This is a genomic window from Paenibacillus mendelii (genome assembly GCF_024498075.1).
In the GTDB taxonomy this organism is placed as follows: Bacteria; Bacillota; Bacilli; order Paenibacillales; family Paenibacillaceae; genus Paenibacillus_Z; species Paenibacillus_Z mendelii.
Genome location: NZ_JANHOF010000002.1, coordinates 409,844 through 434,327, shown reverse-complemented (window position 1 = coordinate 434,327; position 24,484 = coordinate 409,844). Strand labels below are relative to the sequence as shown.

Genomic DNA, 24,484 nt, shown 5'->3' with positions numbered 1-24,484 from the left:
CTTGTGGACGATAAACATACGTATCGGGATGTGCTGAGACAGGTTAGAAAAGACCTGATCGATTGCGCCAATTCAAAATCTTGGAAGAAAAAAACGTTGATCTTCTTCATATCCCTGAACTTTCAAGTACTGTTCTTATATCGGCACACCAGATATCTCCAACACAAATCGAAGCTCCATAAGTTGCTGGTACTTGTATTCTCTTACATCAGCAAGATTGTGTTCCAATGCCATATTTCCGAGCGGGCGAGAATCGGCACGAATCTCAAGATGCCTCACCCGACCGGGATAGTCATCGGTGATGATGTCTTAATCGGCGACAATGTCACGATCTATCAGCAAGTTACGCTGGGAAGTCATGGGAAGTCGGGCTTTGAAAGAGCTTACCCGATCATCGAGGACAATGTGGTCATTTATGCGGGCGCAAAAGTTATCGGCAATATAACGATCGGAAGAAATGCCGTAATCGGAGCGAATGCCGTCGTTATCAAGGATGTTCCTCCGAATGCGGTGGCGGTCGGCGTACCGGCTAAGACTATCGAAAAAAGAGTTGATAAAATTGGCTGAAATCGCTACTGCCCGCCGGACGCAGTCCAAAACGGCAAAAGACATCGTCGCCACGATCATCACGAGGGGCATCACGCTATTTGGCGGTTTCATTATCTCCATCCTGCTTGCCAGAATGCTGGGGGCGGAGGGAAGAGGCGTCGTGACGCTCATTTTTATGGTGCCGACACTGATGATTACGATCGCCGACTTGGGGGTCCGTCAGGCGACAGCTTACTATGTGGGTCAGAAAGTTTATCCGATCGACGACATCATCAAGACCACGTATCTGCTCTGGACCCTTACGTCGGTCATTTCCGTCTTGTGCATTTTCGGCTACTACGGTTTATTCTACTTCGGCAAGTACGATATAACACTGCTGCTAATCGCACTCCTAAGCGTTCCGTTAAATCTGTTCGCCAGATATACGAACGGCGTTCTGCAGGGGAAAGATAAAATCGGCAAAATCAACAATTTGGAGCTTTGGAACATTGGGATCAATCTTGCCGGCGTCGTTATCCTAGTCGGGCTCCTGCGGCTTGAGGTGCTCGGTGCGTCAATCGTGAACCTTCTGCTGGCCCTGATGTTTGCTGTTCAATCGTATTTAATGGTACGAAAGCTGGCCCCGTTTCGGTTAGGCTATGTGAAGGGTCTTCCCGGGCAGTTTCTTAAGAAGGGGATCGCTTACGCACTGGCGCTGTTCGTTCTGCAGCTTAACTACAGGATCAACATTCTGATGCTGGAGCAGTTATCGGATGTACGCTCGATCGGCATATTTTCGGTCGGGACGGTGTTGGCCGAACTGATCTGGCAGCTTCCGGCGGCAGCCGGAATGGTGCTGTTCGCCAAGAGCGCCAACAGCAAGACGGAGGAGGAGGCGATCAACAGGGCGGCCAAACTTCTGCGGATACTGCTTCCGGTCGCGCTTGCAGTTTGTCTGTTTATCGGGGTATTTGCACCGATGATCGTGAACGTGCTGTATGGCAAAGATTTTGCCGATGCGGCCAGCGTCATCCGGTTCCTACTTCCGGGCATATTCATCATGTTTTTCTTTAAAGTGCTGAATGCGGACTTGGCGGGAAGAGGGAAGCCGCTGTTTGCCCTGGCTGCCTATATTCTGCCGCTATTCCTGAACGTCGCGTTAAACTATGTTCTTATTCCGCTCTACAATATTAACGGAACGGCAATCGCTTCCTCGATTAGCTATGTGATCGGCGGCTTCCTATTCTTGATCATTTATTCGCGCCGAACAGGCGTTGGAATGAAGGATTTACTCATTATAAAGCGCAGTGATTTAAAGAGATAATTAGTGGAGAAAGCAGGGTGGAGGCATGGCCAAAATATTGGTGACCGGAGCAGCCGGGTTTATCGGATTTCATCTCGCGAATAAATTGCTGAACGAAGGTTGCGATGTCATCGGGCTGGATAATATGAACGATTATTATGATCCCGGTCTGAAACGGTCGCGCCTGGAGCTGTTGAAAGAGCATCGGAACTTTAAATTCTACTTGTGCCATCTTGAAAATCATGAGCAGGTGGACGATATTTTCAAGCAAAACGATATCTCCGTCGTCGTACACCTTGCGGCGCAAGCTGGGGTTCGCTACAGCATCACGAATCCCAGGGCGTATGTCGATTCCAACTTAGCGGGCTTCATGAACATTCTAGAAACATGCAGGCATCATAAAGCCGAGCATTTGATTTACGCATCTTCGAGCTCGGTTTACGGAGCAAACACGCTGATGCCGTTCTCGGTAACGCATAATGTCGACCATCCTGTCAGCTTGTACGCGGCAACGAAGAAAGCCAACGAGTTGATGGCGCACACATACAGCCATTTATATAAACTGCCAACTACCGGGCTCCGCTTCTTCACCGTCTATGGGCCATGGGGCAGACCGGACATGGCGTACTTCTCCTTTACGAAAGCGATACTGAATAACGAGCCGATTAAAGTGTTCAACCATGGAAACATGAAGCGCGATTTTACCTACATCGACGATATTGTTGAGGGGATCGTGAAGCTGATCGGCAAGCAGGCCGAGCCGAATCCACAATGGCAGAGCGACAATCCGGATCCGAGCACGAGTACCGCGCCCTATCGGATCTATAATATCGGGAACAACAACCCGGTGGATTTAGGCCACTTTATCTCCACCATCGAGAAGAAGTTGAACAAAACGGCGATTAAGGAATACGTTCCGATGCAGCCGGGTGACGTTCATGCTACTTACGCAGATGTAGACGATTTGATCCGGGATATCGATTTCAAGCCTTCGACATCCATTGAAGACGGTTTGGAAAAATTTCTGGATTGGTATGTTCACTATTATGCGTCCATTCGTAATGATGGCGTCCAATCAGTAAGCTTGAGGTGAGGATGAATGGTATCCATCGTGACGGTGTATTACAATCGGGAGAATTTCGTGATCGACTCGATACAAAGTCTATTGAATCAATCCTATTCGGATATTGAAATCATCGCCATTGACGACGGCTCGACTGACGGTACGCTCGACAAGTTGATGTCCTTCAATGACTCGCGCTTGAAAGTGATCACCCACGACAACATGGGGTTCGTCAAGTCCATCATAAAAGCGGTCAAGTATGCAACTGGCGATTTCATCGCGATCCATGGTTCGGGGGATTTCTCGTACGAAACCCGAATCGAGCGGCAAGTGGAGCTCTTGCAGTCACGGCCGGAAGTGGGCCTCGTAAGCTGCTACGTGGAGAATGTTAATATGATGACCGGTAATTCCTATGTGGATAAAGCCGAAATAGATCCATCCGGTGATGTGACGAAACAATTGATACAGGCCAATTTTCTACACCATGGAGAAGTCATGTTCCGTAGAAGCGTCTATACGCAGGCGGGCGGGTACCGTGAGTTTTTCAAATTCGCGCAAGACCACGATCTATGGTTAAGGATGAGCTTATTCTCGCAGATTGCCATCGTTCCGGAGACGCTGTATAGACGATACAGGCTGCCGGATAGTGTCAGCGCCTCAATCGATAAGACGATGATGCAGCTTTATTTCTGTGAAATGTGCATACAGTGTATCGAGCTGAGAATGCGGAATCAGCCGGATTTGATCGATAGATATGGTATGCAAGCTTCTTTCTTCTGGAATCGAACGGGACGGCTGGCCAGAATTTTATGGCGGTTCTCATTGACCGCGCTCTACCGGAGGGGGATTTCAGATGCGCTGTCCATTAATCGGAAGAGCATGGATCAGAAGATAACCTTGTATAACGTATGTACACATCTCGGTCTACTTGCCTTGAACCGCAGCAAACTGCTGAAACGCATAATGGCGAAAAGTTTGAATAAAGGCCGGAGCACGACGCCATATGCAAGCGAACAGCAGAAACAGACGGCGTAAACCAATGAAAAGGGGAGAGCGGGATGAAACTCGTACTGCTATCCGGTGGATCGGGCAAACGTTTGTGGCCGTTATCCAACGATGCAAGGTCCAAGCAATTTTTGAAGGTGCTGGAAAATGAAGATCGGGAAATGGTATCCATGGTCCAGCGCGTCTGGAGTCAAATTGCAGCTAATGGTTTAAGAGATTCCAGCTTTATCGCGACGAGCAAATCGCAAATCGAAATGATGCATAATCAAATTGGTTCCGATGTGCCGTTAATTATAGAACCCGAAAGAAGAGATACGTTCGCTGCAATCGCTTTGGCCGCAACGTATCTCTATTCGTTTAAAGGGACGGGTTTGGATGAAGTGGTCACCATTTTGCCGGTGGACCCGTATGTGGAGAATCATTTCTTTGAATCGGTCAAACAACTTGAGAATGTACTTCAATCTTCGGGCGCAGATCTGGCGTTAATCGGCGTCCGGCCGACGTACCCATCCTCCAAATATGGCTACATAATTCCGGAGGAACAGGAATCGAGCGTGTCGGCGTATCAAACGGTAAGCCGATTCCGGGAGAAACCGTCTGAAGAGCAAGCCGAAGTGTTGATCAAGCAGCATGCCTTGTGGAACTGCGGCGTATTCGCATTCAAGCTGGGCTATCTTATCGGACTGCTCGAGAAGAACGGGTATGCCATTCAATACGAGGAGTTGGCGAAGCAGTATCATACGCTTCCGAAGATCAGCTTCGATTATGAGGTGGTGGAAAAAGCGGCGGATATCGTCGTCTTGCCCTATGACGGGTATTGGAAGGATCTTGGCACTTGGAATACGTTAACGGAAGAGATGAAAAACAAGCAGATTGGCTGGGGCACAATCAGCAGCGATTGCCACAACACCCACCTTATCAACGAAATTGATATCCCCGTATCGATTCTCGGCTTGTCGAATATCGTGGTTGCAGTCAGTCCGGACGGTATTCTCGTCACCGACAAAAGTGCCAGCCCGCGGATAAAAGATTTTATTAACTACGATCAAGGCCCGATGTATGAGGAAAGACATTGGGGATGGCAGCGCATCCTGGACGACCAGAATTATGAGGATGGACGCTGCGTATTGACCAAGCGCATCGCCATTAACGCTGGCAAGAACCTGAGCTACCAGCTTCATTCCAAACGGGAAGAAGTGTGGACGATCGTCAAGGGCGAAGGTGAATTTCTCCAGAACGGAAACTTCATGCATGTGAAAGCGGGTAATGTGCTTCATATCCCGATGAAGACACTGCATGGCGTCCGTGCCATTACAGAGCTCGAAATTATCGTGGTGCAAAGCGGTATGCAGGAAGACGCAAACCAAGTGGTAGAGCTTTATCGAACATGGGACGAAGTTGCCGAGCACTGCATCAAAATGTAAGGAAGGTTCATAGCTGTATGATAACGATCTGCTACTATATTTCGGATTACGGGCTTGGACACGCGGCTCGAAGCATAGCCATTATTCGAAGCTTGATACGGCAGTCGCGTTGCCGGCTTCGGTTGATCGTCTGTTCTTCCCGCGCGCTTGCCTTTATCCGGGCCTCCTTGAAGGATTGTAATGAAGCGGAAATTGAATATCACCAAGTGTCGAGCGACCTGGGTTATTTGTTGAAAGAAGGTTCGATCGAACTTGATTTGGATCTTATGAGCAAAAGGTATGAGGCTTATATCGCATCATTTCCCGGTGAAGTGGAGAGGGAGAAAGCTTTTTTGTTGCAGAACAAGGCGAGTCTGGTCGTTTCGGACATTTCACCAATCCCTTTGTTGGCTGCAAACCAAGTAAACATCCGATCCGTTGGATTGTCCAACTTTACTTGGTTTACAGCTTACAAACAGATGCTGGAAGAAGGGCGGCTTGCGCCACTTTATGATGCCTATTCACAAATGGATCATTTTATCGCTCTGCCGGGTGCAGAGAAAGAGCCGCACTGGGGACGCCGTGACGCCATTCGAACGGAGTTCTTTTGCCGAGTACCGGATGAATGGGAGATTACGAAGCTTAGGGCGCGAATCAATCCGGACCGCTCCAAATGCATTGTGTTTTTTGCCTTAGGCATGAGCGTCGATGTACATGACTTATCCGAGCTTGCGATGTGGGAAGACGACAGGTGTCGGTTTATCGTATCGAGCAATATGGCGATTGAACGTGAGAACGTCTTTCGAATACCCGGAGATTACACGGAATCGCAAAATTACGTGGCTATCGCCGACGTGGTCATTACCAAACCCGGCTGGGGAACGGTCAGCGAGGCGGTAAAGCTGAATAAGCCACTTGTGCTGCTGGACAGAAATTTCTTCGCGGAGGATCGGCATACGGTCGAAGCATTGAAGGGCCGGCATCCTTACCGGCTTATCGAATGGGAGCAATTGAAGCGGGCTATGGTTACGGAGCCTTTTCTTACATCCATTAGGACGCATCATGAAGCTCAAGCTCAAGTGAGCGTTGAATGTAAACAAGAGCAGGATGCTCTGCAAGTTATAAGTGATTATTTAGCTGCATTGGTGATGTGATTAAGAAAGATGCGAACAAGAGAGAGAGAGGGATAAGGATGAAACTGGCTGTAATCGGTACCGGCTATGTAGGACTTGTATCCGGCGTTTGTTTCTCGGATATCGGTAATGATGTGACCTGCGTGGATAAAATGAGCCAAAAAATCGAGATGCTGCAGCAAGGGGAAGTGCCGATTTATGAACCGGAGCTTAAGGAGCTGATTAAGAAGAATGCGGAAGCGGGCCGGCTTCGTTTCACGACTGATTTGACTTCTGCGGTAGGTAACGCCGACATTGTTATTTTGGCAGTCGGAACGCCTTCCATGCCCAGCGGTGAAGCCAACCTGAGCTACATCATGGAAGCGGCCAAAGAAGTCGCACTTGCCATGAACGGACACAAAATCATCATGACGAAGAGTACCGTTCCTGTCGGCACGAATGAAAAAATCGGCAGTCTAATCCGCGGTAATACGGCCTACCCGGTTTCGGTCGCATCGGTCCCGGAGTTCCTCAGAGAAGGCTCGGCCGTGCGCGACACGATGAATCCCGATCGGATCGTCATCGGCTCAGACTGCGAGGATGCGCGCCAGGCGCTTGCGGAGCTGCATAAGACGCTGACCGACAACATCTTGTTCACCGACGTTCGCAGCGCGGAGATGATCAAATATGCATCCAATGCCTTTCTGGCGACCAAAATATCGTTTATTAACGAAATCGCCAATATTTGCGAGAAGGTCGGCGCCGATGTCACTCAGGTGGCCGTGGGCATGGGACATGACAATCGGATCGGTTCCTCGTTTCTGAAAGCTGGAATCGGCTATGGCGGGTCCTGCTTTCCGAAGGATACGGAAGCGCTGATTCAAATCGCGGGGCACGTCGATTATGAATTCAAACTGTTAAAGTCCGTCGTCGAAGTGAACCGCGACCAGCGATTCAACGTTATCCGCAAGCTGGAATCCATACTGGATACGCTAAATGGCAAGACGATTGCTATTTGGGGTTTGGCGTTCAAGCCGGAGACGGATGACGTAAGGGATGCGCCGGCATTCGAAATTATAACTTCGTTGCTGCAACGGGGCGCAAGTGTAAAGGCGTATGATCCGATCGCGACGTCCAATTTCATGCAGAAGCTGAATTCGCCTCGGATCGAATATTGCGATTCGGCGGAAGAAGCGGCGCTCCGCGCCGACGCGCTCTGCGTTCTGACGGAATGGAAGGAGTTCCAGAAAATCTCGCCGGCGACCATTCAGTCATGGCTGAAATCACCGAATCTGATCGATGGCCGCAATATGTACAAGGAAGAGGAAGTGGCCAATACCGGGCTGATTTATTACTCCGTCGGCAGGCCAAATATGAACAAAGGCGTGAGAGAGAAAACGCCTCAATTACTTTTTTGAGAAAAAAAGGATATTTACTCATAAAAAAGTTACAATATGTATCTAATGTTGTATAATGAGACGTAAAGTAGCAACAAGCTTTGGGGGGATCACCTTGATCGATAATCGCGGTAATAATCTCATATTTTTACTTTGTACTCCCCGGAGCGGAAGCTCGCTTGCAACCGTCATGCTGCAAAACCACAGTAAAGTATTCGCAACCCAAGAGATGTGGTATTTGATGGGATTATATGATTTACAATTAGCCGTGCATCGTCCATACGGCGGCAATGGAATCATTAAACAATTCTATAACGGGATGCTCCCGAAAGAAACGTTCGAGCAAGCAAGCAAAGCCTTCTCGCTTCAAGTATACAATGGATTGATGCAAAGCAGCGGAGCGGAAATGCTGGTTGATAAATCACCCCGGTATTATTATAACCTGGAATTTATTGACTCGTTGTTTCCGCACTCGAAGAGAATTTGGCTAATACGAAATCCGTTAGCCGTTATCTCATCGTATAAGAAAGTGAACAAGCATGTTAGAGATCGGTTTAATCTAATAGAAGATCTGATGCACCCGGATTTTAATATTAAGATGACGGATATTACCGTTGGATTGTTTCGCTACTACCATTATTTCTCGGGAGAAAGCACGTATGCTTACCGGCTGTATTATGAGCAAATGGTTCGCAAACCCCAGGAGGAGCTTGAAAAGCTTTGTGGTTTCCTGGGTCTGACTTATGAAGAAGGTTTGGAGAAATACGGAGATTTCGCAGATTCGTCCAAATCGGGCTTATATTACAGTATGGGTGTAGGCGACCCGTTTATCGTTCATCACAAAGAGCCGCATCTGCAATCCATAGACAGCTGGAAGGAAGTCTTGGACAAACAAGAAATCGAAATGTATTGCCGCGCTCTTGGAGCGAAGATTTTCGTTGACTTGGGTTATGGCGAGCAATTGAAGGAAGCGGAAAAGTTAACCGGCGCCAAGTTTGAAATGGAACCGGATATGGAGCTCATTTCGCTGCGTACGAAGCAGTTGGCGGACGCATCCGGATGCAGATGGATCGACCGCTATCAGTTAAGATCCGATTACATTGATTTTGGAGGAAGTATGATTCAGCCGGATTTGCCTGAAGATCACCAAGCGGTTGATTCCCAGTTGCTGCAAGCGCAAATTACATTGCGTTCATTAGAGAAACGATTGGAAAAAAGCTACCTCGAACAAAGACGCTTACGGTCTCAACTGGAAGCGACAAAGGAAAAAATCAAACGCGTTAAAGCCATGATTCCGTTCGGAAATCGTTTGTCGGAGTGGGCTTCTACCTATCTGACTGGCGGGAGGAAAAGATGAGCGCGATCGCAGGCATTGTCTCTTTCAACCATGACAATGCGATCACGGATGAGATCCATACACTCATGCAGTCGTTGCAGCATTATCCTGCGGATGATAAACGCATATGGCAAGATGGAGCGGTTTCCTTTGGATGCCATGCCCAGTGGGTAACCCCGGAATCGGTTCGAGAGAAACTGCCTTACTATGATGCCGAGAGGAAACTCGCGATAACAGCGGACGCTATTCTGGACAATCGCAATGAGCTTATCAGCATGCTTGGGATCGAGAGCATCCATGAGGAACGATTAACGGACAGCGATCTTATTCTACATGCATACCGCAAATGGGGAACGGAAGCTCCTAGATATTTGATCGGTGATTTTACCTTCATCATCTGGGATGAGGTCAAGCGGCTTCTATTCGGCGCAAGAGACTTGTTCGGAAATCGAACTCTTTACTATCATTACAACCGCGAGCGGGTCGCGTTCTGCACGACAATTGCTCCTTTGCTTGCTCTGCCCGCAGTAAAGAAAGAGTTGAATCAGATGTGGCTCGCTGAATTTCTGTCCATTCCGGTCATGGTAGAAACAACTGATACTTCATCGACACTCTATAAGGAAATCAATCAAGTTCCTCCGGCTCATACGATCACGGTCATGAATGGAAAGGTTGCATTGTCCCATTATGGAAGGGTGGTGCCCGCGGGGCAGCTTGACTTGAAGTCGGATAGCGAATATGAAGAGGCGTTTCGAGATGTATTCCAGACAGCCATCCATTCGAGTATCCGATCTTACCGAAATGTCGGGGCAAAATTAAGCGGAGGCCTGGACTCAGGGACGATAGCCAGCTTCGCCGCAGGAGCGCTTGGCGACAAGGGAAAAAAGTTACATACGTTCAGCTATGTGCCCGTATCCGATTTCAAAGATTGGACGGATCGGGGCAGAGTCGCGGACGAGAGGGAATATATCCAGGCGACCGTTCAACATGTGGGCAATATTGAGAGCAGCTATTTGGACTTTCAGGGCAGAAGCCCGATATCGGAAGTGGATGACTGGCTAGAACTCCTCGAAATGCCGTATAAGTATTTTGAGAATACATTCTGGATCAGAGGCATTTACGAGACAGCTGCTCAGCAAGGTGTCGGCGTCATGTTAACTGGTGCGAGAGGTAACCAAACGATATCATGGGGACCAGCCATTCAATATTATGCCATGCTGCTCAAACGTTTGAAGTGGCTTCAATTCTACCGGGAACTGCGAATGTTCAGCGAACGAAGAGGTATTAGGCGATCTTACTTAATGCGTATTATTGGTAAGCAAGCGATGTCTTTTACCTCCGAGCAGTCGCTAGTCAGAGGCGAGTCCGAACTCCCTCGTATGATTTCGCCGGACTTTGCCCGGAAAACGAAAATATTCGAGAAATTGCAAGAGCATGATGAAGCGTTAAGCGGTTTTCTGAGGAGAGATTATATCGAAGCGAGGCACAACCACCTTCAGAATTTGATGATCGCGAATTTGAGAGGGACGAAAGGGACCAAGCTATCGTTGAAATACTCGATATGGGAGAGAGATCCGACCTGTGACCCGAGAGTGGTCCGATTTTGTTTGTCCGTCCCTATCGAACAGTATGTGAAACATGGTATGGATCGCGCGCTTATTAGGAGAGCGACCAAGAATCATCTGCCGGACAAGGTTCGCTTAAACCAACGAATACGCGGTGTTCAAGGGGCGGACTGGGTTCATCGAATGGTCCCTCTATGGAAGCCTTTCAAAGAAGAGGTTCTGCAGCTTTGCGGAAGTTCGCTCGGAGCAGAATATTTGAATGTGGCTGCTATCAGGGATGCTCTTGCGAAAGTCGGGGATTCTCCCAGACCGCAAGAAGCATTCGATCCGGAAATTAGACTTCTTATGCGAAGCATAATCGTATATAGGTTTCTCAGCAGACATTAGAAGCCGACTGTATGAAAGGAGGTGATACTATGGAAAATCGAGTTAAAAGAACATGGGAGCAGCCAGAACTGGAGGTACTTGAGGTTAGCATGACGATGGAGGGAAAAGGCACGAAAGTAGTTGACATCATTAGCCCATCCGATCACGATATTTATGATCCTTCCTAAGTATTGAAGTAATCTGCGGCCCTTATACAATGCATCTGTTGTTTAAGGGCCTGCAATCAAACTAACCGCTTACAAGCAATTGACAACATTCAACCTATGAGGGTGATGATGATCATGGTCCTAACATCCGAGAAGACGGTCTATTCAGCCTTCGGTATGCGATTAACCAGTGAAATTGCGCTTCCCGAACTGACTCGTTCCGTAGAGCTAACGGAAGAAATTGATGTGGAAGTGGCAATCGGAGATTTATCGAGGGTGTGGAACGAAGAACGGACTATTTATCATAGTTTCTATGCGGTCCTAGACGATCAAGTGCTGTTTTACATTCCAGACACGGCGATATTCAGCATTCAGGATGGCCGGAAAGTTATAGTCTCTCCTATAGCGGGAGCGGATGAGAAAAAAATTCGTCTCTATTTGCTTGGCACCTGTATGGGAGTGCTGCTATTCCAGAGGAAGACATTCCCTCTGCATGGGAGCGCTGTCGTAATCGAAGGCAAGGCTTACGCGTTCATAGGCGATTCAGGAGCAGGGAAATCGACGCTTGCGGCTGCTTTTCTTAGTAAAGGATACTCTTTGCTAAGTGATGACGTTATCGCCGTCACTCTTTCGGACGAAGGAGTACCTTCCGTTGTGCCGGCTTACCCGCAGCAAAAATTATGGCAAGAGAGCATCGATCAATTAGGGATGGAATCGAGCGGTTATGTACCGCTTTACGAGAGAGATTCCAAGAAGTATGCCATACCAGTGGTCGCTAAGTTTTATACGGAACCTGTACCTCTTGGCGGTGTGTTTGAGCTTGTGAAAACAGAAGACGATCATTGGGAAATTGAGCCCGTCGAGAAGCTTAAGCGTTTCCCTATGCTGCTGTATCATACCTATCGCAATCATTTCATTTCGCTTCTCCATTTGGAGCAATGGCATTTCGCAACATCGGCAAGCATCGCCCGGCATGTAGATATGTTCCAACTACGCAGGCCGACCGTCGGATTTACCGCTCATTATTTAGCGTCTCAAATACTTCAGCTTGTAAGCCATAAGGAGGAGTGCACCAATGAAAGATGAACTAATCACGACTGGCCATATCATCGGCCAAACGGAAGATACCCTTGTAAGCAACATGGATCAAGATAAGGTCATGATGAGCATCCAGACTGGTAAGTATTACAACCTGGGTGCGATCGGCGGACGGATTTGGGATATTATCGAGACGCCGACAACGGTCGGGCGGCTTGTTGAAGTTCTTACTTTGGAATTCGATGTCAATCAAACGGTTTGCGAGGAGCAAGTTATCATTTTCCTCAACAAACTGTTAAAGGAACAGTTGATCGTCGTGAAGGAAGAAGCAAGTGTCAATCTGTAAAAAGAAAGGACGTATTCACTTTGTGGAAAATATTGAAACGGTTTTTTTCCATGCGTCCGATTATGCGACGATTGATTCTGGAAGCCTTCCTCTACTTGGGCTGGGCTCGCATACTTAAAGCGCTGCCGTTCTCCAGAGTGGCGCCTTCTCTGGGCAACCGGATGGAGGAAACCACTTATCAACGCGACAAGGGCAACGAAGAGGTGATGATCCAGATATCACGCGCGATTCATATTGTCAGCCGTCATACTTGGTGGGAAAGCAAATGTCTTGTCATGGCTATTGCCGGGATGAAAATGCTTGAAAGGCGTAAGATTGAAAGCACGTTGTATCTAGGCACATCCAAGAATGAATCGGGGAAAATGACCGCGCATGCTTGGTTAAGAAGCGGGAAATTGTATTTGACCGGTGCGGATGTAATGAATCAATATACCGTCGTCGCTACTTTCGGCAAGTCCATGCACAGTAATGAGAGTCAAAGGAGCATTTTGGAATGAATAAGACGCACACGCTCGATTTGAACCCGTTATCAAAAGAGTTTTTGCTTCTGCTTTCGTTCGCTGGCATTTGTTCCGATTCTGTTATGCCGGAGCATAGCGCCAATCAGCCGGAAGCCATCGATTGGAATCATTTCGTTCAATTGGCCAAACATCATCGTGTCTACCCTACCGTCTACCTCCATGCAAAGAAGATGGATGACGAGCGGATACCTGCCGAAGTCATGCAAGCTTTTCATCACGAATACAACAGGAACACGTTACAAATGCTGCGTCTTACCGCTGAAATGAAAAAAATATGCAGCTTGTTCGATGAGCATTGCATACGCACGCTCATGCTGAAAGGACCGGTATTATCGGAAACACTTTATGGCGACCTTTCGCTCCGTACGTGCAAAGATTTGGACATTCTCGTTTCGCATGATGATGTCGAGAAGGCCGAACAGCTGCTGCTTCAGTCCGGATTTGTCGCGGATAGCGAGGAAGTCCGCGTCCTGAGCGATTGGAAGTGGAGAGTCCATCATATCTCCTACTCTCACCCGATTAACAGGGTTCAAATCGAGCTTCATTGGAGACTAAATCCTGACAAGGGCAAAGAACCTTCCTTTAATGAGCTGTGGGAACGTAGAAGCGTCAGTAAATTGGCGAAATATCCTATCTATACGCTTGGAAATGAAGATCTGTTTTTTTTCCTTGTTTCTCATGGAGCGAGACATGCCTGGTTTCGTCTTAGATGGCTTGCCGATATCGACCGCATGGCGCGGAAATCATTGAATTGGGCAAGCATCATCAAGCTTATGAACAAACATGATTCCTCTCAAATGGGAGGACAGGCACTCATACTGGCTGCTCAGTTTTTCCACACACCGATCGTGACGGAAATGAAACCGTTGATTGCCGGCTTGCATCCTTACCGGCTGGCGCAAGGGGCCATCGTATTTATGAAAGATATGATTACGCTATCCCCTGTCCCGAAAGAGCTTGATATTTATTATAGAAAATATTTGTTTTCTTTGCGATCAACGCCGCAAAAGTGGTATCTGATCGTAAGTCTGCTGTATCCGAATAATAGAGATCTTGAAACCTTGCCTTTGCCGAAACAGCTTCATCTTCTTTACTTTCCATTGCGGCCATTCTTATGGGTTTGGCGGCGATTGAGGCATCAAACACCATCATAGGGATGGAGAGGATTATGTGGCGCATATCGTCTTTTATATCAAACGACTCCATAACAATGCGGGAAAATGGTTGTATATCAACCTCTTCGGAATGGTCATTATCAGTTTCTTTGAAAGCATGAGCATCTACTTGCTGATTCCGATGTTGAGTCTGATCGGAATGTTCAACATGAATGTGGATAGCATTCCGATGATTTCCGGGCTGTTCGAAGGACTTCAAGGAAAATTGAATCTGGCAGTCATTTTGATCATTTACGGAGTTCTGATAATCGGGCAAGCGCTGCTGCAGAGAAACCAGGCCATTTTGAATATAAAAATTCAACAAGGATTTATTCGCTTCTTGAGAATGGAAACGTATCAGGCTTTGCTTCAGGCCAATTGGTCCTTCTTCCTTCGGAAGAGAAAGTCTGATTTCAATCATATATTGACTTCTGAGTTAGCGAGGGTCAGCCAAGGCACGCATCTGGCATTGCGGTTGGTGACCTCCGTCCTATTTACCGCCATCCAGATCGCTTTTGCCTTTTGGATATCGTCGCAGCTTACCGCTCTGGTGCTGATTAGCGGCGTTCTGCTTTTGATCTTCTCGCGCAGGTTTATACGGAATGCGAAGACGATTGGAGACATCACGACGGAGTTGTCGCAAAGTTATTTTACCGGGGTCACCGAGCATTTCAACGGAATCAAGGACATTAAGACTAATCGGCTAGAGGACGTCCATCTGTCGTGGTTCCGATCCCTATGTTACCGAATGGAGCACAATCTGGTTCAGCTTACGAGACTGCAATCGACCACGCAATTCATTTATCGAACGGCTCTGGTCATTCTTATCGTGCTCTTTGTTTATTTATCTATCGAAGTATTCAAGGTACGGACCGAACAACTCATGCTGATCGTGGTCATCTTCTCCCGTCTATGGCCTAGGCTTACCGATATTCAGAATAGTCTGGAGCAGATCGCATCGACGATTCCGGCCTTCAAAAGTTTATTGGACTTACAGCAGGAATGTTCGGCAGCCAAGGAGCACGTAGCCGGACATCGGGAGCCATATGTCATTCATGAAGGAATGGCGTGCAGGAATATTCAATTCCGTTATGGCCCACATGATTCCGCTTATGCACTGCGCAACGTTAATATTTACATCCCGGCCAATAGGATGACGGCTATTGTCGGCAAGTCGGGCGCGGGCAAGAGTACGCTCATCGATATATTAATCGGGCTGATCAAACCCGAGAAGGGCGAGGTCGTCATCGACGGCGTGCCCTTGAACGAAGGCGACCTGCATGCTCTGCGGAGCTCGGTCAGCTACGTATCGCAGGACCCGTTCCTATTTCATTCCAGCATAAGAGAGAATTTGCTGCTGGTCGAACCGAACGCAGGCGAGGAGCAGATATGGGCTGCGTTAGAGTTCTCGGCATCAAGCGAGTTCGTCCGAAGTCTTCCTCAGGGTCTTGATACGATCATCGGGGATCGCGGCGTCAGACTATCGGGAGGTGAACGGCAGCGCCTTGTGCTGGCCCGGGCCATGCTTCGCAAACCGTCGATCCTTGTACTGGATGAAGCAACGAGCGCGTTGGATAACGAGAACGAGGCGATCATTCGGGAGGCTATGGAACGTCTGAAAGGGAGTATGACGATCATTGTCATTGCGCATCGTTTATCTACTATTCGAAATGCGGATCAGGTCATCGTCATGGAGAAAGGCGAAGTCATCCAGCAAGGGAAGTATCAGCAGCTTGCGAGAGAAGCGAAAGGAACGTTCGGCCAGCTGCTGGCTTATCAGACGGAAGCAAAGAGATAAGCCGCAATGACCTTGAAAGGAGGTGATATTATGAGACAACAAGTGAAGAATATTTGGTCACAACCGACGTTGGAAACTCTCGAAGTTAGCATGACCATGGAGGGAAAAGGCTTTAAGTACGTGGATTTTGTTAGTCCTAGCGACCTTGACGTTACCAATGAACCGCCGATCTCGTAATTCCATACTTTAACTAGCTGCAAGTCACAATGCCCCTATACTTCTGGTATAGGGGCATTTTTTCGTGCGTAAACAATAAGAAAGAGATCGCGTGCAGTTCGAAACCTCGCGATCTCTTTCTTATTCTCCTCACTTATATAAATTTCCCGAGAAGCTGACATATCTACTGATTAAATTTTTTTCGATGACCAGGCTGCCATAAATGAGATCGCCTTGATTGACATGATTGCCTTGTATAATATGTCCTATGCCGCTGGCTGATGCAACATAGATGCCTGCATTTGGATGCACCTTGCGCGGGTTAAGAACGTTGTTGTTCAAGATAATGATGTTATTGCTGGGGAGCTGCTTGCTGTTGGTATCTCCGGCACGGACGGCAATATTGAACAGATTGTTCGTCACCGTATTCCGCGTAATATTGCAAAGCATAGAACCGTTTTTAACATCGATGCCGTAGTAGAATCCGCTTACGGTATTATTGATCACGGTACTGTATCTCTCAAGCTCCAGCGTGATGCCCTGTTGAAATTTCTTATTCGGCCGATCTTCGGAAACGATATTGTTTGAAACAATATTGTGCCGCCCGCCACCGTACAGGGACAGATGGCCGTCGCCGGAATTGCGGATGATGGAGGAATCGATGGTTGAATATTTGGATCGGATGCTGATGATGCCTGAGCCTTTGTTGTTTTCGGTCGTGACCTTTTTGACGGTGCATTTTTTGGTTTTGAAAAGATTGATGCCTTGCGAGAAATTGTTCATCTTCATATTCTCGATTGTGCAGCCCGTGCTCTCCTGTACGAGAACGGCTACCCTGGACGATAGCAGCCCTTCCGTCGGCATCGAGTCGCCCAACAAGGACCCGCCTTTCAGATGGACGTTGGACGCTTTATAAATCCAGAAAATGCCGTGATTGTTCTGCGTCTTCGTCTTGAACGTAACGCCGTCCATTATGATGGTAATGGGTTTGGTGATCTTCAAGGCGGAATAACTTCTTCCATAATCGATATTGACGGCAAGTTCCTGATTTTTATTCAGGTTATAAACGCCGGGCGGGATCACGAGCTTGCCTCCGTATGGCGTTCGGTCGATCATGCTTTGAATGGCCGAGGTGTCGTCATCGACGGAAAAAACCGGGGATAATTCTTGGCCGTTCGCAGAAGCGATGGCAGGATAGTTATCAGAATGAAACTTGCTTGCCTCGAAACTGATGGTGAAAGCGAGAAGGGTAAAACAGACAACCTCAAGCGCCCGTGTAAAAAAAGTATGTATTTTTATTTTGCTGTTCACGTCCAACAGCGCTCGTTGATTACTAAAACAATTCGTATTCAAGATAGTATCCTCCAACTTTTATAGAGATTTTGTTAAAAAATCCATAAACAATTCAATTTCACCTCCCAATTCATAAAATATCCATTACTTTTATGAATAATATAACAACACATAAAAGATACAATAGATGTATATCTTTGTAAAATCGAAATATCAGATAAATATACTTGTCAAAGTAATGAATCACCTCGAACGCGATAGAGACCGGATTGACTAGATACAAAATGTAACATATAATCTTAGATGATATGATACTAATTGTATCATATACGTCGTACTATAAATCGATGATTTTACGGATAAATTAAACGTTAGGCAGGTGTCCCATGAAAGTCTCAGTCGTAATACCGAGCTATAACAACGAGAGCCTGGTTATTGAGGCGATTCAAAGCGTCTATAATCAAGCTCCCGATCCCTGTTATCAGATCTATGAAGTCATAGTGGTCGATGACGGCTCCATGGACCGGACGGAACAAGTCATCGAGGCTTATCGGACGGAGCACCGGCTTGACACCCTCATCTACATCAAACAACAGAACGGCGGTCCGTCAGCTGCAAGAAACACGGGGATGCTTCGCGCAACCGGCGATGTTATCGCTTTTCTGGATTCCGACGACCTGTGGCTCCAAGACAAGCTTAAACATCAGGTGATCGAGTTTCAACGGAACAGCCAAGTGGGTCTCGTTTACGGACAGTATATTAACCGGGTCTATCAGAAGAATAACGAGTATGACGAATACCCCGTCATCAAACGTTTTTATAAAGGTCGAATAAAGAAAGAACTGCTTCTCTTGAACTTTATCGGAACTTCAACGGTCGTGATCAAGAGGGAGGCCGTCACTCGCGTCGGGTTGTTCAATACCAAGATAAGGCTGGCGGAAGATTATGACTACTGGCTGCGAATAGCCGATCATTACGAGGCCTCATACTGCGAATCACCTGCCTATATCAGACGTTTTTACGGCGAACATAATACAAGCGGCGGTCGAAGCATGAAGATGCTCTATAGTACCCGAGAGGTCATATCCAGCCATATTAGAACGCTAGATCTATCAGATCAAAGAGAGGTGTTAATAGCACAAGATATATCCGAAATTCAAACCTACATTTTGCTGGGAGACAAGATGGGCGCCTTGCGGAAAATCGCCAACAGCCGGACAAGCGGCCTGCTTAAAGCAAAATACGCTCTGCTTGCGCTCGTGCCGATAAAATTCATTCATCATCTGAAAGCAAGGAGAGGTGTAAGGTTGAGCGGATCTTTAAGAAGAGAATGACGGATGGGGCGCGATTGGTGCTTCCATAATAAAAAAATCATATAAGCGGGTGATAGGTATGTTTCAACAATTGGCATGCAGAGTGGAAGAGAATTTCTCTATAAAGTCGATTACAACAATGGCCGTAGGCGGTGCTTGCAAATATTACATCATTCCTCAAAGCATTGAAGATCTTCAGACGGTTACGAGGATCAGCCGAGATCGCGGCATGAAATTATTAATAATCGGCAACGGGTCGAACATAATCGTCGACGATGACGGTTTCGACGGGATTGTGCTTCATATCGGCAAACGTCTGGGCGAAATGCGGCTTGAGCAGAATTACCTCTATGCGGAAGCGGGCGTATCGCTGCCAAAAATCGCCTTAAAGATGGCGAGCGAGGGCAAAAAGGGGTTTGAATTTATGGTCAGCATCCCCGGCACTGTCGGCGGAGCCGTAATCATGAATGCGGGAAGCGCCGGCCGAGAGATGTCGGATGTGCTGCATTCCGTTACCTACCTGGATGAAGAAGGCAATCTCCTAACGAAATCGGCGGAAGAATGCGGGCTATCGTTCCGTTCCAGCGGATTTACGGGAACGAACGCCATTATCTTGAGCGCCCAATTCCATGTTGAATACGCTGAGGACAGAAGCGAGCTGATGCTCGCCACCAAAAAAATCGCAACTGTGAGGAAAAGTAAGTTCCCGATGAACGTAAAGACCGTGGGGAGTACGTTCAAGAGTCCTGCAAGCGGCCCGCATCCGGGTAAATGCATCGAAGCAGTCGGGCTAAAGGGATATCGGATCGGCAACGTTGAAATCAGCCCTGTTCATGGGAACTGGATCATAAATTTGGGCAACGCTACGTCACGGGATGTGAAAAGTATAATAAGCCTTATGAAAGATACGGTTGCGGAGCGGCTCGGAATCGACATGGAGCAAGAAGTTATTTACGTATAATCGGGGGTGACGCATAGTTCGAGAAGGAGGAGTTGGGAATAGAATGCTTGCTCTTAGAATCTATAAGAAGCTCTACATCACGGTTAGAAAAGTCCAGTTGAAGATCCTATACAGTAACCGGATTACAATGGGAAAAGGCCTTTCATTTCTTAAAGGGTTTAAGGTTGTTTTCGAGGGGGAAGGAAAAATCGTCATCGGGGACGGCTGTTTCTTCAATTATAATTGTTCCCTTTCTTGTATAGGAAAGATCGAAATCGGTAGTGACTGCATGTTCGGAGAGAATGTGAAGTTATATGATCACAATCATCGATTCAGTGATCCGCTCGTTAAATTCAAAGATCAAGGGTTTAAAATCGGTTCAATCAAAATCGGAAACAACTGTTGGGTGGGGAGTAATGTAACCATTCTTAATAATGTGACAATAGGGGATAATGTCGTTATTGGAGCCAATTGTCTCATCTATAAATCGATTCCAAGCAATACGGTCGTGAAAAATAATAGCGAACTGCTTCTCGAAGAAAGAAAAGAAAGACCCCAACCTGTCGTTAATCCGCAAAGCGGATCGCATCTGCTTGAACCTGTACAAGGCTGACAGTCTGCTGTCGCATCTATAAAACCATAATAAGGAGAGGGTGAAACATGAACGGTTCACCTTCGAGACCCTCTTATTACGGGGTGAACGAGGCGGGTGATCCGTCACGTTGACGGTAAAGCGCGCTAGCGATACAGGAACCGCCTCTGTGGATTATGGAACGGAATACTCCGTCATAGGACCGCCGATCCGGGAATCGATCTCGATGCCAATGCCTCCGAAGGCATCTTGACCTTTAACCCGGGCGAGACGTCCAAGACGATTACGATACTTGAAAATCCGAGTCCTTACCGGTATGTAACCGTTGGAACGATCGGAAGCAGAGGTTATCATCTATGATACAGACCATCTGGTAAATACGAAGTAACCTTGTTCCGAGGCATGTTTCTTCCAAAGAGACATGCCTTTGCCTTTTTTTCGTCACGACGTCGATAAATTAGACGAAATGACTAGTCTTATATAGTACAGCGTGCTCTTGAACTTATTGAGATGATTTAATAAATTTATTACATGGATACAAAATGCAATCAAACAGTTTTCTTTCATCTTTGCCGAAAATTGGAGGAGACGAATATGCATACGAAGCAGGGCATGAGGTTGGTATCACGTCCAATACCGAAGGGATCGCGAAGAAAGATATGGGTCATGCTTCTATCGTGGGCTGCGGTGGCCAGCATTATGGTAGGAGTGCCCCAAGTGGGAGTCCTGTCCAAGTACTTTGAGGCCAATAAGCTGATCAATGTTGTGGAAGACAGCAAGGCCAAAGGCGATGGCGTCACCGACGATACGGCTGCCATTCAGAGGGCGATCGACAAAGTGGTGCCGGGCGGGACGGTTGTCATCCCTAAAGGAAGCTATTATATAAGCGCCGCTTCTTCGAGCAAAGCGGTGACCGGTTATGGCGCAAGCCAATTCGCTTTCAAGATCACGAAGCCTATGACCGTCATCATGGAGGGCGCCGAATTCAAAACGAAGACGAAAAACAACCATGGCGTGTTCTGGATTTACCGGACATCGGACGTTCTCTTACAGGGAGGCTCTATTAAAGGCGATGTGAGGCCAACCGACGGAATATTAACGTCGAGGGTCGGCATACTGGTGCAAGAGAGCAAGCACGTAACAATCGAAGACATGCACCTAGCCAATTTGTCTCAAGGGATCAACCTAACCCATTCGGAGAAGTCTATCGTTCGCAATGTAACGGCCGAGAGCAACAGGGGATCCGGAATTATCAACTTTATATCGAAGTATTCCATCATCGAGGGCAACACGATCCGAAATTCGGGGGACGGTCATCTGTCTCTTTACGGCGGGGGACGCAACAACACGGTGATAAACAACACGATCGTGGAAAATCGGTCAGCCGTTACCCATCATCAAGGGATAACGCTCGAGAAGGAGCGGGATAGTGTCATCAAGAACAATACGGTAAAAGGGTTTTACTACGGCATCGATATTAAAAATGGTACGAATTCCTGTCTGATCGAAGGGAACATTGCCTTCAACAATCAATACAACATTGCGATACGCCCAGGAGACGGAGGAGGTAATATGCAGGAGACAAGTGAAAAAATCCGTCTCTATCGCAATACGGCTACCAATCAGAAAAAAATGCAATCCAGTGTTGCCGGCATTTTGATTACGGTGGGCAAAGGTCATATTGTCCAAGAGAATACAATCGACCAGGATGGATTGCTGCTCAAGGGAGGTGTAAAGTTGAACCGAAATATAGATTTGAACGGAATCAAATTTATCGATAACGTGTTCGTACCGAAGAAAGAGTAGTTATGCCTTGTTTCAATGCCTTTTCCGTTTCGGCGGAAAGGGCATCTTTTTTTTGTTTCCGGAGCCGAATGCAAATTGGTTGACGGGGCTCGACTTGAATAATCGTTTTGTGCAAAAGTTGGTCATTTCATGAATGGCAAGGCATTACGGTGTATGGGAATATTATGATGAAACAATAAGTTACTCACGGGAGGCGTCGGTCATGAGCCCATTCGAACCATCGATTCATCCTGCCATTCGCTCCATCCCGGTGGAAGACAGATGGTGTGTTCACAGTTACTACACCTTATGTCCCTATGCACCGGACGGATCCGGACGGATATTGCTCGCGGGAGGGGATTTGGACAGAGATATTGGAGAGATTATTATTTTGTCCCCGGATGGAGCAGTGCTTGATCGTTTTGGGCGAACCAAGCTTCATTCTGCTTTCTTTCATACGGGATTGTGGCAGACCTGGAGCCCCGATGCAAGATATGTTTATTACCAAGGCGGCACTCTGCGCAAGCCGCTGATCGTCAGACGCGATTTGCATTCGGGAGAGGAGCAATCGCTGGCAGGCGATATGGAAGGGGCACCCCCGTTCGGCGAGCCTATTCTATCCGGTCTGATGGGGATGCTTTACGCGGCCGGTTACGGTTATGATAAGTACCAGCCGGAGCTGTCTCCGGTCCAATTCCGACAGCGAGACAACCACGGGATCTTCATGTATTCGTTTCATGACGGCTGCAGCGAGCTTGTCTTAAGCACCGCGGACATTTTGCGGCGTCATCCGGAGCGGGATCATCTGCTGCAAAGCGATTTGGAAGTCAAACAAAGGCTCGGTGCAGACGAAGGCTTGACGTTAATGAGTTATTGCGTAAGGTGGAATGCGGACGGCAGCCGCTTGCTGTTCTATTTTGGCAATCACTGCGTAGACAAGACCAGAGGCGAACCTCGATTAGCCTATATCTTCACTGCCGATAAAGAGCTGAAGGAGCTTCATCTGGCCGTTGATTTAAGCTATGGGCGACCGGGCGTGCATTGGTCCTGGCATCCGGACGGCGAACATTTGATCGGTTACGGTCCGGATCCGGATGATACGTCGCGTTTATGTCTGGCCCAAGTACGCTTTGATGGGAGCGGTTACAAGAAGATAAGTGCCCATCAAAGCGGAGGTCATCCGAGCATTTCGCCAACGGATGAGCATTTGCTTGCAACCGATACGGGGGGGGACCCCGGAGAGGTGCTGCTTATCGATCTTCGAACAGACCGGATTGCCGGGCGGTTTCTTCTGCCTCGCGTATACGGAGCTGAAGAAATAAGCGGCAGAAACCCCTTCCGCATCTGTCATCATCCGGTTTTCTCACGTGACGGCAAGAAGCTGCTTGTCAATACACTCCCTGATCGGCATGCCGTTCTATACGAAATCGACGTGGAAGGAGCATTGGGATGAGCTTATGGACCCTCTTGGACGGTGCATTCAGTATGCCGGATAACCATACGTGGGGAAGACGGATGAGCTGCAAATTTGGCTATTGGCTCGCGACCAGGCATCCGCGGTCTAAGATTCATCCGACGTGTCTGATCAGCCCGGAAGCCAAAATTTGCCCGCGGGACGGATCGATCGAAATCGGGCAGCATTCGATGGTTGCCGTGGGTGTGCTGCTTCAAGGAAATGTGAGGATCGGAAGGCGCTGTTCCATACAAGCGTATTCCAACATCGTCGGATTCGGAACGAACCAGGATACAAGCGGACTAATCACGATCGGCAATGATGTCCGCATCGCATCCCATGCGATTATTATCGCCGGCAACCACCGGTTCGAAGATGCGGCACGGCCGATCATCGAACAAGGGATCGACTACGCTCCGATCACGATCGAGGACGACGTGTGGATTGCCGGAAGAGTCAGCGTTACGGCCGGCGTTACTATTGGCAAAGGAGCGGTCATCGGCAATGGGGCTGTCGTCACGCAGGATATTCCGCCCTATAGCATTGCCGTTGGGATTCCTGCCAAGGTGATTAAGAAAAGGGGAGGCGCTGATCGATAGGGAAGCCTACAGCTTCGTTTCGAGGCTGCCTTTTTGGTGAGCACGGACGGACTTAAAGCAGCTAATTTGGAAGAAAAGCCAGTTTTTCTTGTCCACCATACTTTTATGCACGGAAATCGATTCGCAGAAAAGTATAACTGGAGCAGTGAACATTTTTGCGCAATGCGTGTCACGGCATATGCGAACGGCGGGAGTGCAAGGGTTTTTAACGGCAAAAAAGTCGTCTAGACTTATGGCTCGGCCGTCAAGTA

Annotated in this window: 24 protein-coding genes; 22 read left to right on the top strand and 2 right to left on the bottom strand. The window is 47.8% G+C overall.

Going from position 1 to position 24,484, the window contains the following annotated elements:
* Positions 1 to 3 precede the first annotated feature (3 nt).
* The 16 genes from epsC (at position 4) to NNL21_RS09180 (ending at position 16,279) form a co-directional block, all read left to right on the top strand.
* Positions 4 to 567 (top strand): serine O-acetyltransferase EpsC, encoded by a 564-nt coding sequence (gene epsC / locus NNL21_RS09255; RefSeq protein ID WP_204817416.1) that lies wholly within the window; start codon positions 4 to 6, stop codon positions 565 to 567.
* Complete coding sequence (locus NNL21_RS09250; protein ID WP_204817419.1) at positions 560 to 1,852, top strand: flippase; 1,293 nt, start codon at positions 560 to 562, stop codon at positions 1,850 to 1,852. Before epsC ends, NNL21_RS09250 begins: the two co-directional genes overlap by 8 nt.
* Positions 1,853 to 1,877: 25 nt before the next feature.
* Complete coding sequence (locus NNL21_RS09245) at positions 1,878 to 2,924, top strand: NAD-dependent epimerase (protein ID WP_204817421.1); 1,047 nt, start codon at positions 1,878 to 1,880, stop codon at positions 2,922 to 2,924.
* 6 nt (positions 2,925 to 2,930) lie between these two features.
* Positions 2,931 to 3,929, top strand: coding sequence for a glycosyltransferase (locus NNL21_RS09240; protein ID WP_204817423.1), 999 nt, complete (start codon positions 2,931 to 2,933; stop codon positions 3,927 to 3,929).
* Positions 3,930 to 3,952: 23 nt separating this feature from the next.
* On the top strand, positions 3,953 to 5,323 hold the full coding sequence (locus NNL21_RS09235) for a sugar phosphate nucleotidyltransferase (RefSeq protein ID WP_204817425.1): 1,371 nt from the start codon (positions 3,953 to 3,955) through the stop codon (positions 5,321 to 5,323).
* A gap of 17 nt (positions 5,324 to 5,340) precedes the next feature.
* The gene (locus NNL21_RS09230; protein ID WP_204817427.1) at positions 5,341 to 6,456 is read left to right on the top strand and encodes a hypothetical protein; all 1,116 of its coding nucleotides are present in this window, start codon (positions 5,341 to 5,343) and stop codon (positions 6,454 to 6,456) included.
* Positions 6,457 to 6,494: 38 nt separating this feature from the next.
* The gene (locus NNL21_RS09225; protein ID WP_204817429.1) at positions 6,495 to 7,832 is read left to right on the top strand and encodes a UDP-glucose dehydrogenase family protein; all 1,338 of its coding nucleotides are present in this window, start codon (positions 6,495 to 6,497) and stop codon (positions 7,830 to 7,832) included.
* Positions 7,833 to 7,926: 94 nt separating this feature from the next.
* A complete protein-coding gene (locus tag NNL21_RS09220) occupies positions 7,927 to 9,168 on the top strand; it encodes a sulfotransferase (RefSeq protein WP_204817431.1) in 1,242 nt (413 codons plus the stop codon).
* Complete coding sequence (locus NNL21_RS09215; RefSeq protein ID WP_204817433.1) at positions 9,165 to 11,099, top strand: asparagine synthase-related protein; 1,935 nt, start codon at positions 9,165 to 9,167, stop codon at positions 11,097 to 11,099. The genes NNL21_RS09220 and NNL21_RS09215 overlap by 4 nt, the downstream gene beginning before the upstream one ends.
* Before the next feature lie 29 nt (positions 11,100 to 11,128).
* On the top strand, positions 11,129 to 11,266 hold the full coding sequence (locus tag NNL21_RS09210; RefSeq protein WP_204817434.1) for a paeninodin family lasso peptide: 138 nt from the start codon (positions 11,129 to 11,131) through the stop codon (positions 11,264 to 11,266).
* A 114-nt stretch (positions 11,267 to 11,380) separates the two neighbouring features.
* Positions 11,381 to 12,331: a phosphoenolpyruvate carboxykinase (ATP) gene (locus tag NNL21_RS09205; protein WP_204817435.1), complete on the top strand. Its 951-nt coding sequence runs from the start codon at positions 11,381 to 11,383 to the stop codon at positions 12,329 to 12,331.
* Positions 12,321 to 12,629, top strand: coding sequence for a lasso peptide biosynthesis PqqD family chaperone (locus NNL21_RS09200; RefSeq protein ID WP_204817436.1), 309 nt, complete (start codon positions 12,321 to 12,323; stop codon positions 12,627 to 12,629). Before NNL21_RS09205 ends, NNL21_RS09200 begins: the two co-directional genes overlap by 11 nt.
* 50 nt (positions 12,630 to 12,679) lie before the next feature.
* Positions 12,680 to 13,126, top strand: coding sequence for a lasso peptide biosynthesis B2 protein (locus NNL21_RS09195; protein ID WP_204817936.1), 447 nt, complete (start codon positions 12,680 to 12,682; stop codon positions 13,124 to 13,126).
* Positions 13,123 to 14,304, top strand: coding sequence for a nucleotidyltransferase domain-containing protein (locus NNL21_RS09190; RefSeq protein WP_204817437.1), 1,182 nt, complete (start codon positions 13,123 to 13,125; stop codon positions 14,302 to 14,304). The genes NNL21_RS09195 and NNL21_RS09190 overlap by 4 nt, the downstream gene beginning before the upstream one ends.
* Positions 14,305 to 14,320: 16 nt before the next feature.
* On the top strand, positions 14,321 to 16,102 hold the full coding sequence (locus NNL21_RS09185) for an ABC transporter ATP-binding protein (RefSeq protein WP_204817438.1): 1,782 nt from the start codon (positions 14,321 to 14,323) through the stop codon (positions 16,100 to 16,102).
* Between the two features lie 30 nt (positions 16,103 to 16,132).
* Positions 16,133 to 16,279, top strand: a complete 147-nt coding sequence (locus NNL21_RS09180) for a paeninodin family lasso peptide (RefSeq protein ID WP_204817439.1) — start codon at positions 16,133 to 16,135, stop codon at positions 16,277 to 16,279.
* Between the two features lie 129 nt (positions 16,280 to 16,408).
* Here the strand turns inward: NNL21_RS09180 and NNL21_RS09175 are convergent, their stop codons facing one another.
* On the bottom strand, positions 16,409 to 17,611 hold the full coding sequence (locus NNL21_RS09175; protein WP_204817440.1) for a right-handed parallel beta-helix repeat-containing protein: 1,203 nt from the start codon (positions 17,609 to 17,611) through the stop codon (positions 16,409 to 16,411).
* Positions 17,612 to 17,937: 326 nt separating this feature from the next.
* Between NNL21_RS09175 and NNL21_RS09170 the strand changes: the two genes are divergently transcribed.
* The 3 genes from NNL21_RS09170 to NNL21_RS09160 are packed head-to-tail and all read left to right on the top strand — an operon-like array spanning position 17,938 to position 20,417.
* Positions 17,938 to 18,885, top strand: coding sequence for a glycosyltransferase family 2 protein (locus NNL21_RS09170; protein ID WP_204817441.1), 948 nt, complete (start codon positions 17,938 to 17,940; stop codon positions 18,883 to 18,885).
* 58 nt (positions 18,886 to 18,943) lie between these two features.
* Positions 18,944 to 19,825, top strand: coding sequence for a UDP-N-acetylmuramate dehydrogenase (gene murB / locus NNL21_RS09165; RefSeq protein ID WP_204817443.1), 882 nt, complete (start codon positions 18,944 to 18,946; stop codon positions 19,823 to 19,825).
* Between the two features lie 43 nt (positions 19,826 to 19,868).
* Complete coding sequence (locus NNL21_RS09160; protein WP_204817444.1) at positions 19,869 to 20,417, top strand: acyltransferase; 549 nt, start codon at positions 19,869 to 19,871, stop codon at positions 20,415 to 20,417.
* 153 nt (positions 20,418 to 20,570) lie between these two features.
* Here the strand turns inward: NNL21_RS09160 and NNL21_RS09155 are convergent, their stop codons facing one another.
* Positions 20,571 to 20,750, bottom strand: a complete 180-nt coding sequence (locus NNL21_RS09155; protein WP_204817445.1) for a hypothetical protein — start codon at positions 20,748 to 20,750, stop codon at positions 20,571 to 20,573.
* Between the two features lie 240 nt (positions 20,751 to 20,990).
* Between NNL21_RS09155 and NNL21_RS09150 the strand changes: the two genes are divergently transcribed.
* From NNL21_RS09150 to NNL21_RS36205, 3 genes are all read left to right on the top strand, one after another.
* Positions 20,991 to 22,202, top strand: a complete 1,212-nt coding sequence (locus NNL21_RS09150; RefSeq protein ID WP_204817446.1) for a right-handed parallel beta-helix repeat-containing protein — start codon at positions 20,991 to 20,993, stop codon at positions 22,200 to 22,202.
* A gap of 202 nt (positions 22,203 to 22,404) precedes the next feature.
* Positions 22,405 to 23,634: a YncE family protein gene (locus tag NNL21_RS09145; protein ID WP_204817447.1), complete on the top strand. Its 1,230-nt coding sequence runs from the start codon at positions 22,405 to 22,407 to the stop codon at positions 23,632 to 23,634.
* Positions 23,631 to 24,233, top strand: a complete 603-nt coding sequence (locus NNL21_RS36205; RefSeq protein ID WP_305880715.1) for an acyltransferase — start codon at positions 23,631 to 23,633, stop codon at positions 24,231 to 24,233. The genes NNL21_RS09145 and NNL21_RS36205 overlap by 4 nt, the downstream gene beginning before the upstream one ends.
* The last annotated feature ends 251 nt before the right edge of the window (positions 24,234 to 24,484 follow it).